Annotated in this window: 30 protein-coding genes and 1 tRNA gene; 10 read left to right on the top strand and 21 right to left on the bottom strand. The window is 38.4% G+C overall.

Annotation, left to right across the window (positions count from 1 at the left end):
- Nucleotides 1-6: 6 nt before the first annotated feature.
- Nucleotides 7-405 (bottom strand): hypothetical protein, encoded by a 399-nt coding sequence (locus tag F887_RS10440; protein WP_005293398.1) that lies wholly within the window; start codon nucleotides 403-405, stop codon nucleotides 7-9.
- Between the two features lie 169 nt (nucleotides 406-574).
- Here F887_RS10440 and trmA point away from each other — a divergent pair, with 169 nt between their 5' ends.
- Nucleotides 575-1660, top strand: a complete 1086-nt coding sequence (gene trmA / locus F887_RS10445) for a tRNA (uridine(54)-C5)-methyltransferase TrmA (protein WP_005293397.1) — start codon at nucleotides 575-577, stop codon at nucleotides 1658-1660.
- Between the two features lie 249 nt (nucleotides 1661-1909).
- Entirely contained in the window at nucleotides 1910-2137 is a 228-nt protein-coding gene (locus tag F887_RS10450) for a hypothetical protein (protein WP_005152392.1), read from the top strand.
- Between the two features lie 43 nt (nucleotides 2138-2180).
- Here the strand turns inward: F887_RS10450 and F887_RS10455 are convergent, their stop codons facing one another.
- Entirely contained in the window at nucleotides 2181-2924 is a 744-nt protein-coding gene (locus F887_RS10455) for a phosphodiester glycosidase family protein (RefSeq protein WP_005293395.1), read from the bottom strand.
- 171 nt (nucleotides 2925-3095) lie between these two features.
- Here F887_RS10455 and F887_RS10460 point away from each other — a divergent pair, with 171 nt between their 5' ends.
- The 3 genes from F887_RS10460 to F887_RS18290 all read left to right on the top strand — a co-directional run bounded on the left by F887_RS10460 (nucleotide 3096) and on the right by F887_RS18290 (nucleotide 5293).
- Nucleotides 3096-3629, top strand: coding sequence for a lecithin retinol acyltransferase family protein (locus tag F887_RS10460; RefSeq protein ID WP_005293393.1), 534 nt, complete (start codon nucleotides 3096-3098; stop codon nucleotides 3627-3629).
- A 231-nt stretch (nucleotides 3630-3860) separates the two neighbouring features.
- On the top strand, nucleotides 3861-4118 hold the full coding sequence (locus F887_RS10465) for a YjhX family toxin (RefSeq protein WP_005293391.1): 258 nt from the start codon (nucleotides 3861-3863) through the stop codon (nucleotides 4116-4118).
- 107 nt (nucleotides 4119-4225) lie between these two features.
- The gene (locus F887_RS18290; RefSeq protein ID WP_005293389.1) at nucleotides 4226-5293 is read left to right on the top strand and encodes a bifunctional HD family hydrolase/N-acetyltransferase; all 1068 of its coding nucleotides are present in this window, start codon (nucleotides 4226-4228) and stop codon (nucleotides 5291-5293) included.
- A 62-nt stretch (nucleotides 5294-5355) separates the two neighbouring features.
- Here the strand turns inward: F887_RS18290 and F887_RS10470 are convergent, their stop codons facing one another.
- From F887_RS10470 to F887_RS10490, 5 genes are all read right to left on the bottom strand, one after another.
- Nucleotides 5356-5907: a hypothetical protein gene (locus F887_RS10470; protein ID WP_005293387.1), complete on the bottom strand. Its 552-nt coding sequence runs from the start codon at nucleotides 5905-5907 to the stop codon at nucleotides 5356-5358.
- Nucleotides 5908-5961: 54 nt separating this feature from the next.
- On the bottom strand, nucleotides 5962-6357 hold the full coding sequence (locus F887_RS10475; protein ID WP_005293385.1) for a hypothetical protein: 396 nt from the start codon (nucleotides 6355-6357) through the stop codon (nucleotides 5962-5964).
- Nucleotides 6358-6495: 138 nt separating this feature from the next.
- Nucleotides 6496-7236 carry a hypothetical protein gene (locus tag F887_RS10480; RefSeq protein WP_005293384.1) on the bottom strand — a complete coding sequence of 247 codons (741 nt, stop codon included), beginning with the start codon at nucleotides 7234-7236 and terminating at the stop codon, nucleotides 6496-6498.
- Between the two features lie 717 nt (nucleotides 7237-7953).
- On the bottom strand, nucleotides 7954-8505 hold the full coding sequence (locus F887_RS10485) for a hypothetical protein (protein WP_005293378.1): 552 nt from the start codon (nucleotides 8503-8505) through the stop codon (nucleotides 7954-7956).
- A 60-nt stretch (nucleotides 8506-8565) separates the two neighbouring features.
- Entirely contained in the window at nucleotides 8566-8973 is a 408-nt protein-coding gene (locus F887_RS10490; protein WP_005293376.1) for a hypothetical protein, read from the bottom strand.
- 134 nt (nucleotides 8974-9107) lie between these two features.
- On the opposite strand from F887_RS10490, the gene F887_RS10495 reads away from it, so the two are divergent.
- Nucleotides 9108-9785: a LexA family protein gene (locus F887_RS10495; RefSeq protein ID WP_005152375.1), complete on the top strand. Its 678-nt coding sequence runs from the start codon at nucleotides 9108-9110 to the stop codon at nucleotides 9783-9785.
- Nucleotides 9786-9904: 119 nt separating this feature from the next.
- Here the strand turns inward: F887_RS10495 and F887_RS10500 are convergent, their stop codons facing one another.
- Nucleotides 9905-10483, bottom strand: a complete 579-nt coding sequence (locus tag F887_RS10500) for a YceI family protein (protein ID WP_005293373.1) — start codon at nucleotides 10481-10483, stop codon at nucleotides 9905-9907.
- Between the two features lie 219 nt (nucleotides 10484-10702).
- On the opposite strand from F887_RS10500, the gene F887_RS10505 reads away from it, so the two are divergent.
- The gene (locus F887_RS10505) at nucleotides 10703-11113 is read left to right on the top strand and encodes an OsmC family protein (RefSeq protein ID WP_005293371.1); all 411 of its coding nucleotides are present in this window, start codon (nucleotides 10703-10705) and stop codon (nucleotides 11111-11113) included.
- A gap of 87 nt (nucleotides 11114-11200) precedes the next feature.
- On the opposite strand, the gene F887_RS0117930 is transcribed toward F887_RS10505, so the two are convergent.
- From F887_RS0117930 to tkt, 3 genes are all read right to left on the bottom strand, one after another.
- Nucleotides 11201-11707, bottom strand: coding sequence for an Imm26 family immunity protein (locus F887_RS0117930; RefSeq protein WP_032862835.1), 507 nt, complete (start codon nucleotides 11705-11707; stop codon nucleotides 11201-11203).
- Between the two features lie 349 nt (nucleotides 11708-12056).
- On the bottom strand, nucleotides 12057-12563 hold the full coding sequence (locus F887_RS10510; protein ID WP_005293366.1) for an Imm26 family immunity protein: 507 nt from the start codon (nucleotides 12561-12563) through the stop codon (nucleotides 12057-12059).
- Nucleotides 12564-12720: 157 nt separating this feature from the next.
- Entirely contained in the window at nucleotides 12721-14709 is a 1989-nt protein-coding gene (gene tkt, locus F887_RS10515) for a transketolase (RefSeq protein WP_005293363.1), read from the bottom strand.
- Between the two features lie 382 nt (nucleotides 14710-15091).
- Here tkt and metK point away from each other — a divergent pair, with 382 nt between their 5' ends.
- Nucleotides 15092-16258: a methionine adenosyltransferase gene (metK, locus tag F887_RS10520; RefSeq protein WP_005293361.1), complete on the top strand. Its 1167-nt coding sequence runs from the start codon at nucleotides 15092-15094 to the stop codon at nucleotides 16256-16258.
- A 58-nt stretch (nucleotides 16259-16316) separates the two neighbouring features.
- Here metK and F887_RS10525 read toward each other — a convergent pair whose 3' ends face one another.
- A complete protein-coding gene (locus F887_RS10525) occupies nucleotides 16317-16574 on the bottom strand; it encodes a hypothetical protein (RefSeq protein WP_005152363.1) in 258 nt (85 codons plus the stop codon).
- 242 nt (nucleotides 16575-16816) lie between these two features.
- Here F887_RS10525 and F887_RS10530 point away from each other — a divergent pair, with 242 nt between their 5' ends.
- Complete coding sequence (locus F887_RS10530) at nucleotides 16817-17005, top strand: hypothetical protein (RefSeq protein ID WP_005293358.1); 189 nt, start codon at nucleotides 16817-16819, stop codon at nucleotides 17003-17005.
- 41 nt (nucleotides 17006-17046) lie between these two features.
- Here the strand turns inward: F887_RS10530 and F887_RS10535 are convergent, their stop codons facing one another.
- The 8 genes from F887_RS10535 to F887_RS10565 all read right to left on the bottom strand — a co-directional run bounded on the left by F887_RS10535 (nucleotide 17047) and on the right by F887_RS10565 (nucleotide 22273).
- A complete protein-coding gene (locus tag F887_RS10535; protein WP_005293355.1) occupies nucleotides 17047-17613 on the bottom strand; it encodes an FxsA family protein in 567 nt (188 codons plus the stop codon).
- 190 nt (nucleotides 17614-17803) lie between these two features.
- Entirely contained in the window at nucleotides 17804-18238 is a 435-nt protein-coding gene (locus F887_RS10540; protein ID WP_005293351.1) for a putative hemolysin, read from the bottom strand.
- A gap of 184 nt (nucleotides 18239-18422) precedes the next feature.
- Nucleotides 18423-18584, bottom strand: coding sequence for a hypothetical protein (locus tag F887_RS18630; RefSeq protein ID WP_171067394.1), 162 nt, complete (start codon nucleotides 18582-18584; stop codon nucleotides 18423-18425).
- Between the two features lie 172 nt (nucleotides 18585-18756).
- Nucleotides 18757-20175, bottom strand: a complete 1419-nt coding sequence (locus F887_RS10545; protein ID WP_005293347.1) for an NAD(P)/FAD-dependent oxidoreductase — start codon at nucleotides 20173-20175, stop codon at nucleotides 18757-18759.
- A gap of 597 nt (nucleotides 20176-20772) precedes the next feature.
- Complete coding sequence (locus F887_RS10550) at nucleotides 20773-20985, bottom strand: cold-shock protein (protein WP_004807774.1); 213 nt, start codon at nucleotides 20983-20985, stop codon at nucleotides 20773-20775.
- Nucleotides 20986-21458: 473 nt separating this feature from the next.
- The gene (locus tag F887_RS10555; RefSeq protein WP_004653101.1) at nucleotides 21459-21668 is read right to left on the bottom strand and encodes a cold-shock protein; all 210 of its coding nucleotides are present in this window, start codon (nucleotides 21666-21668) and stop codon (nucleotides 21459-21461) included.
- A 110-nt stretch (nucleotides 21669-21778) separates the two neighbouring features.
- Nucleotides 21779-22012, bottom strand: coding sequence for a hypothetical protein (locus tag F887_RS10560; RefSeq protein ID WP_005152356.1), 234 nt, complete (start codon nucleotides 22010-22012; stop codon nucleotides 21779-21781).
- Between the two features lie 184 nt (nucleotides 22013-22196).
- A tRNA-Met gene (locus F887_RS10565) sits at nucleotides 22197-22273 on the bottom strand.
- Between the two features lie 297 nt (nucleotides 22274-22570).
- Here F887_RS10565 and ruvC point away from each other — a divergent pair.
- Nucleotides 22571-23116 carry a crossover junction endodeoxyribonuclease RuvC gene (ruvC, locus tag F887_RS10570; RefSeq protein WP_005152354.1) on the top strand — a complete coding sequence of 182 codons (546 nt, stop codon included), beginning with the start codon at nucleotides 22571-22573 and terminating at the stop codon, nucleotides 23114-23116.
- Here the strand turns inward: ruvC and F887_RS10575 are convergent.
- Nucleotides 23113-24606, bottom strand: coding sequence for a bifunctional ADP-dependent NAD(P)H-hydrate dehydratase/NAD(P)H-hydrate epimerase (locus F887_RS10575; protein WP_005293343.1), 1494 nt, complete (start codon nucleotides 24604-24606; stop codon nucleotides 23113-23115). The genes ruvC and F887_RS10575 overlap by 4 nt on opposite strands.
- Nucleotides 24607-24628: the final 22 nt, after the last annotated feature.

Genomic DNA, 24628 nt, shown 5'->3' with positions numbered 1-24628 from the left:
CTCACATTAAGTACAATCAATTACATGCATATCTTTTAAAGACTTAGGATCAAAAATATATAATTCATTTGATTTATATTTAAACAAATATCGATCTTTATCAAAAATTTTAGCGCTCAGGTATCTATCCCTAAATTCATTGTTATTCAGAGATATATAACAATTCAACCACTTTCCTTCAGCAAAAATAGAAATCTTAAATCCATTCTTTTTATCCTTTAAAGTTAGTAAGTCATTCAACGGAACGTCTACTTTAGAGTTAGGAGATATAGATACCATCTCTCCATTATCTTTCTTAATTTTTACAGCAATATCTGTTTGATTATTTAATTGCACATATTCCATTGAATCTAAACAACCAACTAAAAAAATAGGAAAAATAAGCACTATTAGTTTCATCGTCATACTTGATAGACCTCAATTGTTGTAATTAAATAAATAAGAGCCACCAGAATCATAAATAGAATTTCATCAAAATTATTCTAATTTTATATACTTCATAGCAACAAACTAGGTCAATCCTCAAAACTTTGATACCATTCCCGTTTAGATTTCACCTGCAGTTTTCTTTTTTATGACCGTATCTTACCAACAGCAACTTCAAGAAAAAGTTGAACGCATTACCACACAATTTGCATCGTTCAATCCACCAGCTTTAGAAGTGTTTCAATCGCCTGAACAACATTTCCGTATGCGTGCAGAATTTCGTATCTGGCATACCGAAGATGATTTGTTTTATGCTATGTTTGAACGTGCTGAAGATGGTAAACAAAAAGAAGTTATCCGTGTGGATGCGTTTCCGATTGCAGATAGAAGCATTAATGATTTAATGCCGCGCTTATTAGAAGAATTAAAAGCAGTTCCTATTCTATCGCAACGTGTTTTCGAAGCAGACTTTCTCTCAACCTTAAGTGGAGAAATGTTAGTCACACTGATTTACCATCGTAAATTAGATGCTGAATGGGAAATTGCAGCCAAAGCCTTAGCAGAAAAGCTGAATATTAAAATTATAGGTCGCAGTCGCGGTCAAAAAGTGATTATTGGTGACGACTACGTCGTTGAACAGCTCAATGTTCATGGCCGTACTTTTAAATATAAACAAATCGAAAGTAGTTTTACCCAACCCAATGCGCAAGTGTGCCAACATATGTTGGAGTGGGCTTGTGATGCAGCGGAAGCTTCAGAAAAAGACCTGTTAGAATTGTACTGTGGTAATGGTAACTTCACCCTACCACTCTCATTAAAATTTAAACGTGTCCTTGCAACTGAACTTGCCAAATCCTCGGTATATGCGGCGCAATGGAACATTGAGCAGAACCAGATCGCAAATATTCAGGTTGCACGTTTATCCGCCGAAGAATTCACCCAAGCCTATCAAGGTGAACGTGAGTTTAGACGCTTACAAGAAGCTGAGATCGACATTCAAAGCTACGACTTTGACACGGTTTTTGTCGATCCTCCACGTGCAGGTATCGATGATGAAACGCTTAAACTATTACAAGGTTTTGAGCGTATTCTTTATATTTCATGCAACCCAGATACCCTGCACGACAATTTAAAAATACTCAGTCAAACACATCGAATTGTGAAGTTTGCGATGTTCGATCAGTTCCCTTTTACCCATCATGTGGAATCAGGTATTTTGCTCGAAAAGATTTAAACAAATTATTTCAACGTAACAGAAATTTATAAAGGGTTCGAGTAACCCTTTATTTTTATTCAAACTATATTTATAAAAAAGTGATAATTTTCAAAGGTCAAGTCATTCAACTGTCATAATTTCGTTAGAGATTCAAAGAATCATCGAAAAAATTGAAGTTCAACTGCTGCTTTTATCACTTAAGCTGACTTGTATTTTATTTTAAAGTGGTTATATTTCGAGCTATGTTAGGTTGTATATGAAGGCTCTATGAGTTTTTGGCAAAAACTGTTCAATGCAGATGAACAATACAATGAACACAAGAACCAAACTTCTTGCGTCGAAAATGATTGCTCTTGCAAAACCAATGAACAACTGTTGGATGCTTTAGTTAAAGCAACAGATGAAGATGTCATTAAAGGCATTAAAAAAGTACTGATTTCTCGAGGTTACAGCCGCAAAGAATTACTTGCGATGATTAACCCGCCTATCCAATAAAAATAAGCGCTCTCTAATCTCTTTGCATAAAGAGATTAGGGTATCAGCGCGACTTACACTTTTCTCTATTCACTTCTGCGACAATTGGCCCCAAATTAAAGGTTTGATCATGTCGTTTGGTTTTTGCTGAATACAAACTTGAAATCGAACCATCCAGATACAGCGCATTATCTATTTTCAATTGCTGCTTAAAAAATTGTGCAAATTGATAAAAACTGACACGTTGCTGTGAAATCACAAAATACAACTGATTATCTTTAACGCCGACCCCATTTCTAATTTTTAATGAATTCGAGTCAGCCAGAAACTGATTGTTAATTTTTCCCTTATAGATCAGCATGGGCCCTGATTGCGTTGCAAACTGTGCTTTAAATGGATCTCGCTTATAATCAGCGGTCGTTTTAATTACAGCATGATGATCATTCCAAGCAACGACACCATTGGGCTGCATAAAGAAATTCCCAACGCCCTTTGCTTCATTGAGCTTAGTCAGCTCTTTCCCATTTTCGATATACAAACCCACAGGTTGAAAATCTGCATGATACATCCCTGCATTCATTGCAAAACTGAGTTGCTCACAAGCAGGTAACATGTTCTGGATTGCAGCAAACTTCTGATAATAACGATTACTTTGAGCTTGTTTTAAGAATAGCTTCAACTGATTGAGCTGTTGTATTTTAATGACATCATATTTTTGATGATTCAATTGCAAGGTTTCATGCTGCATCGCATTCACAGTCGGAACAGCTAAAAATGCAAGTGGTAGGAAAAGCCATTTTTTCATCATAAATACAAATTTTAAGCCTCTATTTGTGTTTATTTTCCCATAGCAAGGCATAGCACTAAAGAGCAGATACAAACACCACACATAATCATGGACTTGAAATGCTAAATAGCCTCGATTGATTCACTTTTTTTCATTAAAATAAGGGTGTAAATACAATAACCTTGTATCCACATGCAGCAAAAACATCCGCGCTTTCCAATTGGCGCACATCTGATCGTAAAACACTTTGGTTATAGTCACCACGGTATCTATGCAGGACGTGGTCGAGTCATTCATTACTCTGGTTTTGCCCATATTTTTAAAAAGCATCCAATTGAAATGACCTCTATCCAATGTTTTGCGCGCAGTAAGCAAATCTACGTGCGACATTACCCATCCCCACGCTACACCGCTAAAGCCGTTGTACGGCGTATGCGCTCACGCATGCATGAAAACCACTATCATTTAATTATTAACAACTGTGAGCACTTATGCACTTGGGCAATTACAGGCGTTGAATCCAGTACTCAAGTTGAACGCATGCAACGTCGTCTTGCGACCATTGGCTATGTCAGTTCTGTCATGAGTTATATGAATGGTCTCATGCTTACGGTGGCAACCGCCTGCTTCGCGATTGTGCTTTACATCAAAATGATGCTGCGCCGACAAGCCAAGAAATCGGTCCCCGCTTATTTACATCTCAAAGAAAAACATTCTAAAAAGTAAATTGTGATCGATTCAAAATCGTGTTTTTCACTTCTTTATTGATTTTTAATCCGCCTTGTTTTAGTATCTTTGCTGATACATCTCGTATCGCTTCCATATCGAGGGTTTTATGTTGGAGATAGCAGTAATCTGGTAACTAAATTTCAATAACACATTGAAATTGGTTATCTATGCGAATTTTTTGGCTTTATGCCTAACTTTGCCTGTGATTATTACTATCTGGATAACAACATGAACTTATCTAAGTCCGAACAACGGACACTACACGTCTTAGCTAAAGGCGGAAAAATCGTAAAACTTCGCAATGACCTTGGTCAAATCATCGCTGTAGAGTGCTACAGCCGAGAAGGTTTCCTGCTGTCCGATTGTAGCCTCGACGTTTTTAACAAGCTAAGAAAGAAAAGATTGATTAAATCCATCAATGGACAACCCTATCAGATCAATTTACAAGGGCTGAGATCCGTGCGCCCACAGTTAGACAATCGTTAACAAACAACCATCGCTTTGGATGAGCTCTGGTTGTGTATAGATGATGTCTAACACAAGCTGAGAACGGGTTTGTCCAAATTACAGATGGTTTATTTATGAGAAATAAAATGGAACTAGATGTCATTCAAAACCGCTTAGCATTTTTGCGCGAAGCAGAAAAATTGAAAAATGTGATCCGCTTTTCACACACCTCTAATGGCCGTCAAGAAAGTACAGCCGAACATAGCTGGCGTTTATGCTTGATGGCGATGATTTTTGCAGATCAATTTAAACAGGTTGATTTTGAAAAGCTGCTCAAAATGTGCCTGATTCACGATCTCGGTGAAGCAATCCATGGTGATATTCCAGCCATTCTGAAAGATCAATTTCCTGATAAGCATCAACAGGAGAAACAGGATCTTTATCAACTGACGGAATCTCTGGATGAACATCCACAGACCTTGATTCGAACACTTTGGGAGGAATACGAAAATGCATCGACTCCTGAAGCAAGACTTGTCAAAGCACTGGATAAGTTGGAGACCATTTTGCAGCATAATCAAGGCATTAATCCTGCTGATTTTGATTATGCTTTTAATCTCACTTATGGTGAAAAATATACAAATGCCTCACCCTTACTCAAACAGATTCGAGGCATTTTGAATCAAGAAACACAAGAGAAAATAAAGATGAACATACATATTCGAGATGAAAATATCTCTGATATCCAGAGTATTTTTACTTTAACCCAAGCTGCCTTTGAAACTGTAGAACATTCCAGTCATACCGAACAGTTTATTGTGAATGCTTTAAGAGATTCAAACCAGCTGACCTTATCTTTAGTCGCAATACACAACCACAAACTCGTCGGACATATTGCTTTTTCACCCGTGAAAATTTCTGATGGTACAACAGGTTGGTATGGACTTGGTCCAGTTTCTGTACTACCAGAATATCAAAGTCAAGGTGTAGGTTCCAAACTGATACGTACTGGTATTGAAGCACTTAAAGACTTAGATGCAATGGGTTGTGTTTTATTGGGTGAACCAGAATATTACGGCCGATTCGGCTTTAAAGCAGATTCAAGACTACGATTAGCAGACGTTCCCGCTGAATACTTTCAGGTCTTGCCCTTCTCTGAACATGTCCCTACTGGTGAAGTTGTTTATGCTAATGCATTCCATGCCACGGCATAGGCTTCTAGGCTAAATTACATTGAGATAGAAGTTCATATCGAATGGTATGGGCTTCTATTGTTTTAATGGGATAAAGCAACTCGTTCAGAAGCATGTAAAGCTGCCTCAAAGGTCTCTGCATATCCAGCAATTAACTCAGCTTTATCAGTTCCATTAATAATTCGCCGAGCACCGATATAATCTTTGTGATTTTGATGGATGTAATTTGATAATTTTTTACCCGTAAACATGCCCTTTTTCATTCCAACAATCATGACACGGGCTGCGATATCCGCTTGTAAAGCCAGTTTTGGATTTTTGACTAGATCAACTTTGAGATAATCCCCCATGCGCTTATAGTTCGCCAACCAAGTTAACTGTACATAGCCATAGCCAATATAGGGATAATATTGCTTAGATCTTAAATATTTTTCGGAACCGTACTCAATCACAGGTTGCATGGTGTGTGCTGTTTCATGCCAAGCCGTTGCCAACATATAGGCGGCTTGGGGGCGTGTGATACCCGTGTCTTCATCTAAAACCGAAACCAAGAAATTAATCCCATCTACCTGAGACTGACTAAGTTTTCCAAATGTCTGACGCAAAATATCAAAACCCTCTTGTGTTATTTTCATGTCTTTTTCCTCTTTATAATAAAAACCGCCCGAAGGCGGCATTGGATTTTTTAGCTAAAATTTATCTTTAAATTCCTTCACCTCTTTGGCAACATCCAAGATGGTCAAGTCTTCTCTTGCATTAATATAATTAAAAGTCCAACGAATGATCGCCCATACCGGCAATCCACAAAGAAAGTACAGCCCACCTAAGGCAAATGCGCCATAAGGGTTTTGACTCCACTCTTGCAAACTAAAGTGCTGAATCACAAAAGCACCTCCTGCGATACTGCCCACTGCTGTTGAAATGAGTGAAACCACCCATTCACGTCGAGACTTAGGTAGCCGAGTCATGATCACCACCATCCAAGCCAAAAACATAAAAGTAAGTGCCATCATGACAATAAAAAATACTCCATAGGATTTAATAACGGCTGCAATCCCTGCACCCGTTGAAACAAACTCTGTCATTATTTTTCCTCCATAAATAGAAAGGCCTTAACTTATTCAAAGTTAAGGCCTAGATTGACGTTTTAAGCAAAATCACATCACATACTGCTCTCAATTCATTTTTATCAACCTCACTTATTAATTTTCTTTAAATTCATACTATTGTGGATAATGCATCATTTCACTTTGCTGATGATGAAACTGAATAAAATCGCCTGCATTCACTTGCGAACCCAAGATTTCACCTTTACTGGTTAAGTGATAATAAACACCATCTTCGAGTTCAGATGGCATTTTATAATCCAAGCTGACATAGGCTTCTCGCAGATCAAAATCCAGCTGCTGTACATCAGCTTGAGCCACGATTTGATAATACTTTGGCAATTTCAGCGCATTCGTTGAATGCCATGTTCCAACGAGCTCGTAGTCAATAAAGACTTTCATCGATTGAACACCTGTAATTTCAAATGTCACAATCGGCTTTGCTGATGGATGCGCTTGAATGAAAGTGACATTATTTAAACTATTATATTCTCCCAAAGTCACCACAAATTTTTCATCCAAAAAATAACTATGGATCACAAAGCCATTTTCAATCTGGCTTAATGTCACTTTATATTCAGGTTGCTGATCCACACCTACGATGACCATTGAGCCTTGCGTTGCATTTGTACTGCTCAGCGAAAATTGACCTTTCTGGGCTTGGAAAAATGCAGATACAGAAGCTTCGCATGTGTCCTTTACTTTGACAGAGCCCAATTGATCATTTCCTTCAATATATGCAATCGCCTTTAGATCGGTTGTCGTCTGCATGATCGCGGGCACAATATCTGCATAAGAAAGAAGGTCTAGATGTTTGATTGAGCAAGAAGCTTGCATCATTTTATTTGTACAATTCATTTTAATCACCTTCAGTTATTTTCGGCTTTTAAGTCACTCATAATGGATAACGACTGCTAACCCGTAGATATAAAAAAACTCGGTATCCACAAGGAACCGAGTTTTCAGGTAATAAAAAAGCCCATCTATTGATGAGCTTCTTAGTTAAGGTCAAATATATATAAATCGACCATCATATTAAAACTATAACTTAATTTCCTCAAAAATGGAAATATTAAATTAGAATATCTTTGTAAATATTTCTTACTAAAATCGATTAACTAGAATAGCGATACTCACTCTTATTAATCAAAAATAAATAATCAAATAATTTTTATATTAGTCTTTATTTAGAATCAAAACGACTAACACAATATTTATAGTTTTCCTCTTTACTTACGTGCCCACCCATATGAACGCATGAGCAAAAATTTTCCATTTCATTGTATTTTATTGATTTAGGTACATCAACGCCATAGCATCTAGAATCTATCCGAACAGGTTTTGTTGGAAATAATGAGTTTGATCCATAAATTGAATAGAAAATTCCACCCAAGACAACAAAGATTAAAGTCAAAATTGATGAATTTTTTCTGAACATATTTAGCTTCCTTATCTTTGGATATTTTTTATCGTACTTACATATTAAAAGCCCACCTTAAAATGAGCTTTTAATAACAAATATTTAAACAATAAAATAAGAATAAATATAGCGCTTATAATTATAACTATAAAACATTATACCTTCATTATTTTATAAATATTTCTTCTATATTCTTCAATTGCTGCTTCAGCCTCATTAATTGCAGTTTCAAGCACATTCATCATTTGAATCTCGTAACCTTTCCATGTCTTTCTATAACAATCAACATTCATCTGATGCCGACTAATACCCGCATAGGCTAACCGCCCTTTGGCTGTATAATTTTCTTCCAAATCTGGATCTAAAACAAAATCCAACACCATGCGTGCTATCAACCAAGCCAGATGGTACATCGCAATACGTTCAGGTTCTCGTTTTCTATCTCGTACTGCTTGTTCAACAAATACGTTAGCCAAATGCTGACGAACCTCTTCATAGTCCTGTTTGCTTTTATGTTCAAACACAATCAATGCGGTAACCGACTTTGCCAATTGACTTTGCATTGAGGCAATCGCCCCTAAACGATCCTCATAACCCAACGGTCTCTCACCTGTACCACGAACAAAAGGCTCTAAGTTTGGCGAACGCATTGTGAGTCCACGCATTAACCATTCAAATTTTTCAAACTTTGCTATATTTGCATTCATATCTTCACCTCGTATTGATTTATATATTTTGTGATTTAACGATTATTCTTTTGGGCGCGTTTAGTGATACTTTTCTCTCGCTTCAACAATCGTCATGGCCTGATGAATTTCTTCAAATCGAGCTTTTGTACAGGGCCGAGTTGCACTTTTGATTTGAGAAATATAACTATGTGCACAACCTAGAATCTGCACCAATGCTTTTGCTCGTCCCTTATGCGCATCTAGCCACTGGCTGAACATTTGAATTTGAGCTGCAGTTGCTTGATTTGCGACTCGTTCAATTTTCTTTAATTCTTTTTGGGTTTTTTCTGGTGATACAAACTTAACAATATGACTTGGTCTTGCTTTCAAGCGCTGCTCATATGTATTTTGAATCTTTGTGATGACATTGCCTTGTGCCAACCATGCTTCAATTTCCGTATTGAGATTTTGCTTAATATGCATGTTGGGATTGATTGACTTGTTCATACCGCACCTCTCGCATTTAACCGAATGAATAGATCAATTATATTAGTAAACTAATATTAATTCAATAAGAATACTAATTTGACTTCACATTAGCTTACTAATATTCTTAATTTATTGATTTAAGGTGTATTAAAATGCTTAAAGACCGGCTCAAAGAAGCAAGAAAAAATGCCAGGAAGTCGCAAAAAGATGTGGTTGCTGCGGTTGGTATTACACAATCTGCGCTCAGCCAGCTTGAAACAGGACTGGTCAGTTCATCATCACATTTAGCTTCGATTGCTAATTTTTTGGGTGTAGATGCCTATTGGCTGCAAACAGGTCAAGGACATGCCACGCCGAAAGAATCGAATCATGAAGATGCTTCGAATATCTCCCCTGTAAAAGCCAATATGGCGCCAGTACTCTCCTGGGTACAAGCGGGTGTTTTCACCAATGTTGAATCGGTTGATATCACACAGGTTGAAGAATGGCTTCCACTACCAGATGATTGCGATGACTGCTTCTATCTAAAGGTACAAGGTCTGAGTAATTATCCTGTCTTTCATGAGGGCGATTACATCTTGGTTGATCCAACCGTGCAATACAGCGATATGCAGTCAGGTGATATGATTGTAGTGAGGAAGCATGAAGACGCAACGTTTAAGCGTCTAGTGATTGAAACGGATAATTCAAGATATTTGCAGGCACTCAATCCTGAATTCAAACCCAATATCATTCCACTGGATGAAGAGTGTATTTTTGTTGGTGAAGTGGTCGATTCAATTCGTTATATCTACCAATCAAAACGCAGATCCAAGATCAAACACAGCTGATGTTTATTTTTATTAGATTACTAATTTTTAACTAATATTAGAATTTTAATAAATATATATTATTGGAATCCAAAAAGCCTAGATGATGTGCTCATCTAGGCTTTTCCTTGGGATTAATATTACTTCGCAGCAGTTGCTTCGGTTGTAATATTCACAGTGATCTTGTCACCAACATTCGGGACGTAGTTACCGATACCAAATGCAGAGCGGTTAAAACTCGTTGTTGCATTGAAACCAATCGCAGGTACTTTCGCCATTGGATGCTCGCCTTGTTTATTTAGAACAGCATCTAATACCACAGGCTTGGTCACACCTTTAACCGTTAAATCCCCTGTAATTTTGAAGTGTTTTTTATCTTTGGTTTCTACTTTGGTACTTTTAAAAGTAATGTTTGGATATTTCGCAGCATTAAACCAAGCTTCTTCTTGGAATTCTTTATCTAAAGCAGCAACATTTGTATTCACACTGCTTAAAGGAATCGTCACTTCCACAGATGAATTTGCAGGTTTTGCAGTATCAACTTTAATTGTGCCTTGAATATCAGTGAAATTTGCGCTTGGCGTAGAGAAACCAAGGTGATTCCAGCTAAACACTGTCGCAGTATGTGTTGGATCAATTTTATAATCTACAGGTGCTGCCAAAGTCACTGAACTTGCTAAAGCAACTGCTAAACCGAGGCTTAATGTTTTAAATTGCATTTTTCGTATCCTTGTTTGGTATCGTCATTAGTGTATAGATCAAGTATTTTTATTCACCATTCTTTATAAAACGATATGTTTCATCCATGCAACAATAAAAGCGTTACAGTTGTTATTTAAAGCGCCTATCATAAGACCATTCGGTACTAGACAATTGAACATCGAAAGAACATGATCAATTTAGATTTAAATTCTTAAAGATAAACAACAAGGCAGAATATGACTCACACAGCACAAGCACTCAGTACATCAACACCTTATCGCGTTAGCTTGACAGATCCTGCTGGTCATACATGGTATGCAGATGAGCCAGCTGACAAAGGTGGGCAAGATACCGCGCCAAATCCAGTTCAGCTGTTACTTTCCGCTTTGGGCGCATGTACCACCATTACTTTAGAAATGTATGCCAAGCATAAAGGCATTAAGCTAGAGCACGTTCAAGTGGATTTAGCACTGAATCCTAATGGCGAGCCTGAGTCAGGTCAAAATAATATTGAACGTAAAATTATTCTCAAAGGTGAATTTAACGAGGATCAGCATAAACGTTTGTTAAAAGTCGCAGAAAGCTGTCCGATTCATAAGTTGTTAACGTCTAATATTTCGATTCAGAGTGAATTAAGTATTGGATGAATGATATAAATAGATTTGTTGTAAAATTTAGGTTTCGGCAATCCAATCTTTACAAAAAAAGCTGGGCGTACACCCAGCTGAGAATTGCTACTGATAATCAGGGTAGTTTGGAGGGTATTTATTACCTTTCAATAGTTCAATAACACCTAATGGATTAATAACTAAACCAATATAAGAGAGTCTATTTTCTCCGTCCAATCTACCAACAGAAGTGAAGTTTTCATCGTTGATATGCCACACATGCCAGTTATGAGATATATTTATTCGCTCCCCACCAACCTTATTACCATAATCATTTGTATCCCTGAAGAGAACTTTAGATATATCCCCAACTTCTGAGATATTCCCAACTTTCTCCCATAAATTCATTTTTAATCCAAATTTAGTTACACAATGAGCATAAAAATCAATCTCTCCACTGACTACTTCCAATAAGTCGGAATTGTCATTCGGGGAGTACACTTTATTGAACACCCCGATAACATCACTATTAAGTTGAGTTAAGTCAAAAGCTATCAACTGAAAGTATTTTTTACGATTCTCATCGAGCTTGACAGAAAATATATCACCTATTTTAGTACTTACTCTTACTATTATTTAATACCAAACCTTTCCCAGTATTCCTGAGCTTATTGAATTTCTTTGGTTTAATAGCATACCGCCATTCTTACCATCACATATACAGAGAACAAATGGTTATGCAATAGTAAAACACTTTCCTGCTGAAAGAAGAAAATTTATCTAAGAGATTAATTTATGTGACGAATTTTGCTCCACTTGGTAATGAAGGAGCCGGAAAATAACCATCGCGTGTTGGATGAATAATTACTACATTAATCAAAGATAAGAAATGGGTAGTGAATAACAAAGATATTGAAACCCTAAGAGCAAACACAGTGAAACGGTGAAGTAAAAAGGCTGGGATTTACCCAGCCTTGATTTGCTATTCAAATTCAGGATAAACGAAATCGTATTTGCCTGTTTTTATGCGTTCCACAATATCATTAGGGTTAACAACAATGCCTATCTCAGCTTTCCTATTCTCACCCTCTAACTTACCAACTCGAGTGAATTCATCGTCATTGATATGCCACACATACCATTTTTCAGATATCTTAATTTTGTCCTCACCAACCTTGCCACCATAATCATTCGTATCTCTGAAGAGAACTTTAGATATATCCCCAACTTCTAAGATATTCCCAACTTTCTCCCATAAATTCATTTTTAGGCCAAATTTCGTTACACAATGAGCATAAAAATCAATCTCTCCACTGACTATCTCAAATAAATTAGGATTTTCATTCTGAGAGTACACTTTATTGAACACCCTGATAACATCACTATTAAGTTGAGTTAAGTCAAAAGCTATCAATTGAAAGTATTTTTTACGATTCTCATCGAGCTTGACGGAAAATATATCGCCTATTTTAGTTTTTGCTCTAGCCATTATTTAATAACCAAATCTTTCCCAGTATTTCGGGCTTATTGAGTTTCTTTGGTTTAATAGCATACCACCATACTTGATCATGGATTTCAACACGGAAGTTTTAAAAACAAAAAAAGCGCTCTTAATCAGAGCGCTTTTTTTATACCACTTAATTCAATTAAGCAGTCAATTCTTTAACCGCAGCCACAACCGCTTCAGTGGTAATACCGAAGAATTGGAACAAGTCTTTTGCAGGAGCAGATTCGCCATAAGTGGTCATACCGATCACTTTACCGTCTAAACCAACAAACTTCCACCAGTAATCCACATGTGCCGCTTCAACCGCTACACGTGCACGAATATGTGCAGGCAATACGGCTTCACGGTAAGCAGCATCTTGCTTCATGAACTCTTCAGCACACGGCATAGACACCACACGCACACCTTCAAGTTGTGCATATGCTTCCATAGCCAATGAAACTTCTGAACCTGTTGCGATGATGATTGCTTTTAACGCACCTTTTTCTTCAGCAAGCACGTAACCACCTTTTGCAACATTTTGAATTTGAGCTTCATTACGTGCTTGGAATGGCAAGTTTTGACGAGAGAAAATTAACGCTGATGGGCCATCTTTACGTTGAAGTGCAGATTTCCAAGAAACAGCTGCTTCCACTGTGTCACATGGACGCCATGTATTTAAGTTTGGCGTACCGCGTAACGATGCAATTTGTTCGATTGGTTGGTGTGTAGGACCATCTTCACCTAAACCGATCGAGTCATGTGTATAAACATGAATCACACGTTGCTTCATCAATGCAGACATACGCACTGCATTACGTGCATATTCCATAAACATAAGGAATGTTGCAACATAAGGAACAAAGCCACCGTGTAAAGCCACACCATTCGCGATTGCAGTCATACCGAATTCGCGAACACCGTAATACACGTAGTTGCCCGCTGGGTTTTCTTGTACGCCTTGGCAACCTTTCCAAAGTGTTAAGTTAGAACCCGCTAAGTCAGCCGAACCACCTAATAATTCAGGAAGTAATGGGCCGAATGCTTGCAAAGTATTTTGGCTTGCTTTACGTGTTGCAATGGTTTCTGCTTTTGCGTTTGTTTCAGCAATAAATGCGTCAGCTTGTGCAGCAAATTCAGCAGGTAAATCGCCATTGATACGACGTAATAATTCAGCTGCTTCCGTTGGATATTTTGCTTGATATTGAGCAAATAATTCATTCCAAGCTGCTTCAGAGGTTTGACCTTTCGCTTTTGCATCCCAAGCTGCATATACATCTTCTGGGATAACAAAAGAATCTTCTTTCCAGCCTAATGCTTCACGCGTTAAAACGATTTCGTCTTTACCCAGTGGCGCACCGTGGCAATCTTCTTTACCTTGTTTGTTTGGTGAACCTAAACCAATAATCGTTTTACAGATAATGATGGTTGGTTTATTGCTTTCAGCTTTCGCTTCGACAGTTGCTTGACGAATTGCAGCAGCATCATGACCGTCTACACGAAGGACTTGCCAACCGTAAGCTTTGAAACGTTGTTCAGTATCATCACTGAACCAGCCTTCAACTTCACCATCAATTGAAATACCGTTGTCATCATAATAAGCAATCAGCTTACCAAGACCTAAAGTACCTGCAAGTGAACATACTTCGTGAGAAATACCTTCCATCAAACAGCCATCACCCAAGAAACAGTAAGTGAAGTGATCAACAACATTCAAACCGTCTTTGTTGAACTGAGCAGCTAAAGTTTTTTCTGCTAATGCAAAACCAACTGCATTCGCAATACCCTGACCTAATGGACCAGTTGTTGTTTCGATACCAGGTGCATAACCATATTCAGGGTGACCTGGTGTTTTAGAATGTAATTGACGGAATTGTTTTAAATCATCAATCGATAACGCATAACCCGTCAAATGCAATAACGCATATTGCAACATTGAGCCATGTCCATTCGACAATACGAAACGGTCACGGTTCGCCCATTGCGGGTTCGTTGGGTTATGATTTAAAAATTCACGCCAAACCACATCAGCGATATCTGCCATCCCCATTGGTGCACCTGGATGCCCTGAGTTTGCTTGTTGCACAGCATCCATTGCCAAGACACGAATTGCATTTGCAATACGACGTTCATTTAAAGGGGTTGTCATAAGTCAGAATCCGATTAAATCAATAATATGAGTGAAGATGAGAAATCATCTTTCAAAAACTGCGACTATTGTCTTAAAAAAACGACAGTGGGTAAAGTGCAATACACGATATTTCTTACTTTTCCCGTATTCATTTGGCATTCTGTGGGTAAATGTTCAAGTGATAAACAAAACACTGCGCAATCCAGAAAAAATTTAGACCGTCGATTACAGCTTTATTCATATAAAAAGCACTAAATATCAATTTTACTGATACACATATCAATAAAAACATAATGAAAATAGAATAAATTCCTGCTTTTTAGTCAGCTTGTGCTAGTCCTATAAGCCAAGTCGATGTAACATACTCTGTCTTTTTGAAAATACCAGTGATAGGACGTTCATGCGCGAGTATGCTGTTTTTACTTCAGAATCTGTAAGCGAAGGTCATCCAGATAAAATGGCTGACCAAATTAGCGATGCAATTTTAGATGCAATCCTAAAAGAAGACCCGTATGCGCGTGTCGCTTGTGAAACATTAGTAAAAACAGGTGCGGTTGTTCTTGCTGGTGAAATTACAACGACAGCAAACGTTGATTTTGAAGCAATTGTACGCCAAACCGTAAATGGCATTGGTTATCATCATTCTGATTTAGGTTTCGATGGTTCAACTTGTGCCGTGATCAATATGATCGGTAAACAATCTCCTGAGATTGCGCAAGGTGTTGACCGCCAGAAACCTGAAGATCAAGGTGCGGGCGACCAAGGTCTAATGTTTGGTTACGCAAGCCGTGAAACTGATGTGCTGATGCCTGCACCAATTTCTTATGCGCACCGTCTGATGGAGCGTCAAGCAGAGTTACGCCGTTCGGGTGCATTACCGTGGTTACGCCCAGATGCGAAGAGCCAAGTAACATTTGCTTATGAAAACGGCAAACCAGTACGTTTAGATGCAGTTGTATTATCAACTCAACACGACCCTGAAATTTCTCAAATTCAGCTGAAAGAAGCGATTATTGAAGAAATCGTGAAGCCGATCATCCCTGCTGAAATGTTTCATGCGGGCACCAAATTCCACATCAACCCAACAGGTATGTTTGTGATTGGCGGCCCTGTAGGTGACTGTGGTTTAACTGGTCGTAAAATTATTGTCGATACTTACGGCGGTATGGCGCGTCACGGTGGCGGTGCTTTCTCTGGTAAAGATCCATCGAAAGTTGACCGTTCTGCTGCTTACGCTGGTCGTTACGTTGCAAAAAACATTGTTGCTGCTGGGTTAGCAGATAAATGTGAAATCCAAGTCAGCTATGCAATTGGTGTTGCTGAACCAACTTCGATTTCAATCAATACATTCAATACAGGTAAAGTATCTGACGAGTTGATTATTCAACTTGTTCGTGAACACTTCGACTTACGCCCATATGGCATCACACGTATGCTGAACCTGATTCAACCGATGTACAAGCAAACTGCAGCTTATGGTCACTTTGGCCGTGAAGGTTCAGACTCTGCCTTTACTTGGGAAAAAACAGATAAAGTTGAAACGCTTAAGGATGCAGCTGGATTGTAATCCGCACTGCTCTTCTGTGAAAAAGCTCGCAATTGCGAGCTTTTTTATTGCCCCGACATTATTTATTCGAATTGGTATTATCTTGCTTAAACATTTCAAACAAGGAATTGCTTTGCACTGGCTGATCTTCTTGATGATGCTGAGTATATAAATGTGCAAGTTTAATCACGACAACAACTGCAAGACAGGCCGCTACACAAAACATCCACATTCCATACGGACTACGGATATGATGAGAACCACAATATGGGCACTCTTTATCGGTTGATGCGACGACCTTGTCACAACATGCACAATGATATTGATATAACATCATTTATTCCTCCTACCGCTTATTTTTTATTTTCTTTTTACAACATTTTCAAATGTCACACTTTTATCCTATGAGAAAAAAAACGAGAATTCAATCTAGTTTTCTGACCTATTCATTCAAATTAACAAATTTTTATGACAATTTGATTAGATTCCACATCCAAAGAAAATCTTTAAGTTATTAATATTATTTTGATCTTTCACATAATTTGATAAAATAATCTTTTCAAACATGTGGAATACATCATGACTGAATTAATTAATAAAGGTGGATTTCGCGAGCGAGCAAATCGTAGTCGCAAATACAAACAATCTGAAAATGAAATTACTACGCTCCGATCAAGCCAATATCAGCCCCAAAACAAAGAAGCAGATAAACAAACGCCCAATTCAGAGCAAATAGCGAATCAGCAAGAACAGAATGATCAGACATAAAAAAAGCACACTATAAAGTGTGCTTTTTTAAACGCATTAGATTAGTTTACATCTTTAAATTCAATTTTCTTTTGATCAGGCTTCACTTCACGCGCCTCACCATCAATAATGGTTGAATCACGATATTGACCACCACCTTGTTGGTTCTGCATATCCTGCATTTGACGCATCAGATCAGCAAATGGATTTGGTCCAGCAGCACCTGCACCGCCGCCCATACCCCCCATCATTTTATCCATCATCGCTTGCTGGCGTTTCGCCATGGTTTTCATCAGTGCATTACGAAATGCGGTTTGAACGGATGGAATCAGTACCAATACCGCCAACACATCAGAAATCAAACCAGGAACCATTAACAAGAAACCAGCCATCGCAAGTGCAAGTTTTTTGGTTACCGCTGGATCACCGCCCAATTGTCCGGTCATCTGCATTTGTTGTAACTGCGGCATAATACCCGAGGTACTTGAACGCACAAGGTTTAGACCAATAAAGAATGCGAGAATGAACCAGAAAAAGACATACCACATACTTCCAACGAGGTCACCCACGCCAATCCAAACTAAAACTTCAGCAATTGTGCCAAATACCACGATAAGAAGTAGATTCATGTCAAATCTCAAAAAATTAAAACTTTGTGCAATATTGATGAAACAATCCTGACACAACAAATAAAATAAACTCAATACATTAATTGATGGGTACATTTCTTAATTTATCAAGTCTTATACGATAGCTTGTACAAAAAAGCTCCCAATTAAATTAAATCCAATTGAGAGCCGAGCAGACCTGCTTTGAAGATTAGCCACAACTTGCTTGAGTAATCTTTTTAGACTGAGGGTCAATGGTTACCGTAACGCGGTTTTCACGATAGTCCATGGTTACAGGCTGGTTTGGTCCAACACTGCGCACAATCTCAGACTTGGTTTTTTGCTTGATTTGCGATTCTGTTAAACCAGACTGTCCAACCAACTTAGCTGCTTCATCAGCGATACATTTAGGTTGGTTCGCGCGGAAAAGCTCCCACTCTTCAACCACTTGACCATTTGGTAATTTACAGTAACCTACCTGACCATTGGTTTCATTTCGAATCTCTAACTGACCCCCTTGCTCAACACAATATTTACTAGCAGGATTCGCCATACCAATTTTAGGTGGTGTAGTGTCTTTATTCGGTGTTGCTGAACACGCTGCAAGTGAGGTAAGAACCGCAGCTAAAACTAAGATCTTTTTCATAATTTGAATTCTGATAAAGTGAAAAGGCAAAGATAGCAAAAAAATTCAAAGATTATGTCTATGATTTGAAACAAAAACATAGATTAGCGTACGTCTTGCATAGAAATACAGCAGAGAGATTCCCAATCGATACTAACGTGGAACGTCGATGCAAACTGAATAAATTGGAGCAGCTCACATAAAACTATTGGATAATGAAATATTCCAGTCGAATTGCTTCATCAACTAAGTAATGTTCTTTGATCACATAAAAATGAGGACGGGTCGCAACCCACTCATCCATCTCCAGGATCGCTTGTGTATACCCTGTCACCGCAGAAAAATCTTTGACTTGTATAATATCCATGGACTTCATCCTTTTACCTCACTGCATACATAATACTTATCCATATATAGAAAAAAATCAAATTAATCGGCTCATTCAATTTCTATCTGTCATGATCACTCATCACGAAACAACATAAAAAATGCCTCACATTTAAGAGGCATTTTTATATTACTTGATGATAAATAGATGGTTAAAACGAAACCATTTTGCCCGGATTGAGCATCCCTGTTACACCATACCAACCTTTTGACATTGGAATCGCCAATGGTGCCAACAAACGCCCAAACAGGATATCGCTATGCTGAATTTTGGTTAACATCGCATAATCCTGATTCAAACCCGCAAAATCATCCGCAATAGCCTTACCAATACGCACCGTTTGCGCTACACCATGCCCACTCCAGCCATGTACCGCATAAATTGGAAATTTATTTCCAAACTTACGACTATCAGTCGCGCCATTCATGGTCAGATCACTGACGCCACTCCAACAGAAATCCATCTCAACATTTTTTAGCTGTGGAAACACTTTATTCACTCGGCCTAGTAAATATTGATTAATGTGCCCTACACTCCAGCTTGTACCTGTTCCTTGTCCGCCGAAAAGCAATCTATTCTTCGAGACACCACGGTAATAATCAATCTGTAATTGCGTATCGTAAACAGGATGATCCTGAGGTAATAATTCAGTTAGTGGCACTCCCAATGGCGCCGTCACTGCGATATAAGTATGGAATGGAATCGCGGTTTGTTTCTTTTCAGGGAGCAACTTAAACGCGTTATGGTGCACAGCAATCACCACACTTTTACGTGCTTTTATCACACCAGTCGCTGTTTGAACATAAATACCATCTGCTTGCTCAGAAATTGAAGTGACTTCAGTTTGTTCAAAAACTTTCCCAGCATTTTTACAAAAGCCATGTACCAAAGCACGGTTTAAAGCCAAAGGATGAATATGTCCACCCAAGTCATCCACCAAACCACCTTTATATAGGTCAGATTTGATTAACTCTTTTAATTCATACTCACCCACAACTTTCGTATGATCTTCGCCCAAATATTTCCGAGCATCTGCACCTTGAGTCAAAGCAATCAAATGACCCTCATGCACTGCAGCGGTAATATGTCCACGCTTACGCGCTAAATTTACAGCATACTTTTCTGCAATCTGATCAATTAAGCTCATCGCTTCTGTAGAGGTAAAATGCCACAGTTTTTTAGCATCTTCATAACTAAAGCGCTTAATCATTTCTTCAGCTTCCCATCGTGCCAGACCAGGCGTAAGCTGCCCGCCATTTCGACCTGAAGCGGCAGAGCCAATTCGATTCTTTTCAACCAAAATCGTATCTACACCTTGTTCAGCCAGATGCAAGGCTGTTGAAGCACCCAACAGCCCTCCGCCAATAACGACTACATCGCATTCTTGATCGGCAGTTAGAGCGTCAAAACAAGACCAATCTTCCAAAGCGCTTTCATAGTAATTTGCAGGATGGTCAAACTCACCATGCTTTGGATTGACCCAACTCCACTCATTAGAATTTTTATATGCTTTGCTTTCTTTAAATACAACATCATCTAAATGCGTTGGTTTTTTTATATCGCGATACATTTGAAATTCACCTAAAAACAATTTCTTACTCAATAATGTACAAAGCTTATCCCAACAAGAATGAACAATAAAACTAGAATCTTTCAATAATTTTGATAGGTCAATAACGCTGAGAAACCGTTAATGATTGATCCGCAATACATATTATTTTTAAATCTTGAATATAATTTTTTGAATTAAGAAATTTACGAAACAGAAAATGGACCCGAATTTAAAAAAGCACCCGAAGGTGCTTTTTTCTCTCATAAGCTCGTTGCAATCAATACGACAAAGCTGAATAACAACGTACCTAAAGATCTTTTACAATGTACATGAACTTCTTGCTCAAACCCTTGAGCATACGGCTCCAAGTTTTCCATAACTCTCACGCTCATCAAATGTACTACACTGATTAATTTGCCTAACAAATTAATAGAAATAAATTAGCAAAAAGTCGTATATCTCGCTAGTGCAATTTTTCAACCAAATGGTGAATTTATGACAAAAATCGACACTTAATACAAAATAATTAAAAAAAGAGCCTGCCTTAAGAAAACAAACATGAAGACCTAAAAAAAGCCCACCAAAGTGAGCTTTCTTTAAATATCGTACTTCGTTTTAAGCAACGACTGTAATACCACTTGCTTGAGGGCCTTTTTTACCTTCAGTAATTGTAAAAGACACGCGTTGACCTTCGTGTAGAACTTTGAAACCACTGCTTTGGATTTCGCTGAAATGAGCAAAAACGTCTTGTCCAGAGTCTGCATGAATAAAGCCAAAACCCTTAGTTTCGTTGAACCACTTAACTGTACCAGTCACAGTATTAGACATATATTTAAACCTATTTTAAAAAATTTGGGGCGCTGAACAGCGAGCAACTTGGAATCATAAACTCTGAGAGGAAATCTGATAAAACGAAAGGTTTATCTACAACTATGAGATGCAAGATTTTCTGAATCAACAGCGTTATTCTTCTAGTTAGCTTTTACTATACACGACTTTACATTTTTCACGCAATCTCAATCTCTATTTAAACCTTTTATTCCAATACAAGGCTAGACCTTAAAGACGACTAAATATTTTATTTTTACTTTAATTTTCATATATTTAAAATTATAGACTTTCTTTTAAATTATAAAATCTGATGCTTATATAAAATTTTAACATATTATTTCATGCCATTTTGACCTCAAATAGCAAACCATATTCCCATAATCCAGCTTCGTTTTATACTTTTTACACGTATTTTTAGGCACAAAAAAAGCCCACATGTTGTGAGCTTTTTTTTCACTGGTCTAAAGTACTTAGATAACAGTAATAAGAGTTGCTTGTGGTCCTTTTTTACCTTGACCAAGAACAAACGAAACGCGTTGGCCTTCATTCAAAACTTTGAAGCCTTTGCTTTGGATTTCACTGAAATGAGCGAAAACATCTTCACCAGAATCAGCTTGAATGAAACCAAAACCTTTAGTTTCGTTGAACCACTTAACAGTACCAGTAACTGTATCAGACATACTTTTAAACCTTTTAAACTTTGTTCATTTATGAGTTAGATCAAAATTTTTCAATAATGATCTAACACAATCTATCGTTATTAGATAGATACTACAAGTGCAAGAACTGTTTATGTTAATCGATAAAGCTGATTAACATCCGTATAGAAGCTTTTCCCGTCCAAATTAAAGTCAATTTCTTGACCTGATTCCAACAGTACTTTCTTTCCAACCTCTACCCATTTAGAACCGTTCAACGTATTTTGCTGACGTTTCAATGGGATGATTCTCACACAAATTTCGTTGCCATTGCTGGCTTTGGCTACACGCCATTCATTAATAATTTTTAACACAAAATCACTCATTCCTGAGCTCAAGTGATCGATTTTGTTTACTATAACGCTAGACAGATGAGAGATAACAACTACATTTCTAGAATCTAATAATTTTTAGCTTTATTTAGGGTTATTTCAGCTAACTTCATTACTGCCTATTCTTTTTAGACAGTAACTTTAAATACATCACAGAGCATAACTAATTTAATTCGGTTGGTAGCGGGAGCTGGATTTGAACCAACGACCTTCGGGTTATGAGCCCGACGAGCTACCAGACTGCTCCATCCCGCACCGACGAGTTAGCTTTATACGCACATCTAACCCACAATGCAAATTATTTTTATAAAAATCGCTTAATTTAGCAATTAACGCCTAAATTACACACAAATCGATCAAAACTCACGCTCACCCAATGTATCTGAGTTACGCTTGTAGCAGAGCGCTAAATACTTAGATATTGAACTAATCACGCAAGATTCGTTCAATAAAACAACTATTTCTTTATAATTCAAAATTCTACAAAAATATTATGCAGTGAAAAGCCCATTATGTAACAATATCAGCACCCTTTCTTTCATATAGCACTTCATGTCATTAATTATTGGTATTGACCCCGGTTCACGCATAACGGGTTACGGAATTATCGAAAAAGATGGCAATAAGTTACGTTTTGTCGATGCTGGGACGATTCGTACTGAAACACAGGAAATGCCTGAACGTTTGAAGCGTATTTTTGCCGGCGTCGAACGTATCGTTAAATTTCATGGCCCGACTGAAGCTGCTGTAGAGCAAGTGTTTATGGCGCAAAACCCCGATTCAGCTTTAAAGCTCGGTCAGGCCCGTGGTGCGGCAATTGCTGCACTGGTCAATCTGGATTTACAGGTTGCAGAGTACACCGCACGCCAGATCAAGCAGTCTGTTGTGGGTTATGGTGCTGCAGAAAAAGAACAAGTACAGCTAATGGTAATGCGTTTGCTCAATTTAACCATACAACCGCAAGCAGATGCGGCCGATGCCCTTGCGGCAGCAATTTGCCATGCCCATGCTTCAGGCAGTATGAGCAAAATGGCAGTACTCAATGCACTAGGTGGTATGGCACGTGGGCGAAGTCGTTCAAGTAGCAGACGCCGTTAGTCCTCTTGATTCACCACTCGATAAATCATTTTTCCCATGTCATGCGCTTGCAAGCCTCTCTCTCCATTCCTAGCTAAAAGATCGCCTGCCCGCGCATGTAAACTCACGATTTCATGCAATGCAACTTGCTGATGAAATTGGGCTTTTAAACTGGCGATCATCCCCGCCAATACATCTCCCATTCCACCTGTACCCATGCCTGCATTCCCCTGTGTACAGATAAATAATTTATCTTCTAAAATTAAACTCCCTGCACCTTTCAATACCCATTGCCCTGCATACTTTTCTTGCAGTTGCTGAATCGCAGCAATTCGATCTTGCTCAATGTCAGCAGCAGTACATCCCAATAAGGTTGCGGCTTCACCTGAATGCGGGGTGACGTAGATATGAGCACCCAGTTGTTCCGAATTCTTTGCTAAAAACCAAAGTGCATCGGCATCCAGCACAACTTCTAAATGTGAATTCTGATTGAGCAAATTAAACCATTGCAGATAAATTGCTTCTGCCCATTCGTCCCGCCCTAAGCCCATACCAAAACATACGGCATCGACTGCTGTTAATAGTTGTTGGATGGCTGCTTGGTCTAAGCCAAGAATATCACGCACCATAATATTAGGTGCGCGCGCCAAGATGGCTTGATGATGTTTTGCATGACAAACTACGCTGACTTTACCAGCCCCTGCATGGAAAGCAGCTTCAGCCGACATAATGACCGCGCCGCCCATATCGGCATGTCCACCAACAACCAATACATGCCCATAACTGCCTTTATGCCCAAAAGCCTGACGTTTCGGCAAAACGATTTTTTCAGGCGATAAATGAGCTAGTGGTTTTAATTCAACGTCTGCTGGAATCAAACTGACGAGATGTAATTGCCCGACATATTGCTTCGCCTGCCCAGTAAATAGCCCTGCTTTATAGCCGAGAATCGTAAAGGTATGCTGAGCTTGTATGGCACATGGTATGGCTTGTCCAGTATTGGCTTGCAGACCACTTGGAATATCAATTGATACTTTTAAACCTGTTTGTGCATTGAAGAGTTGAATAATACCTTGCCAGTTTTGATCAAGTACTCGGTTTAATCCGATGCCAAACAAAGCATCAATATGGCAATCAAAAATGGGGAGTTCCTGATGGACATCATTTTCAGACAATAGGTAATCAACACTTTGAATATTCACTTGATGCTGTTGCGCATAATCTGCTGCTTGTTTTAAATCTAAAGATTGACCGAGTTCAGTTGCATAAACTGTGATGCGAAATCCCTGTTGCTTCAGAAAAGCTGCAATATAGTATCCATCACCTGCATTATTGCCTTGCCCGCACCAAATCGCGATCTTTTGAATTTGGTTTTGCTTAAATTGCTCGACCAGTTGCTGTGATATTGTCCATGCTGCCTGCTGCATTAACCCTAAAGATGAATTTTGCTGAGCAAACCAACGTTGCTCCCATGCTTGAATACTTTGGCTATGGTAAACTAGGCCTTGCATGTTTTTCCCCTTTATTATCGGT

Origin of the sequence: Acinetobacter sp. NIPH 2100, from assembly GCF_000369805.1 — a bacterium.
GTDB lineage: Bacteria > Pseudomonadota > Gammaproteobacteria > Pseudomonadales > Moraxellaceae > Acinetobacter.
The sequence above is the reverse complement of the archived record's forward strand: the minus strand, read 5'-3'. Positions and strand labels throughout refer to the sequence as shown.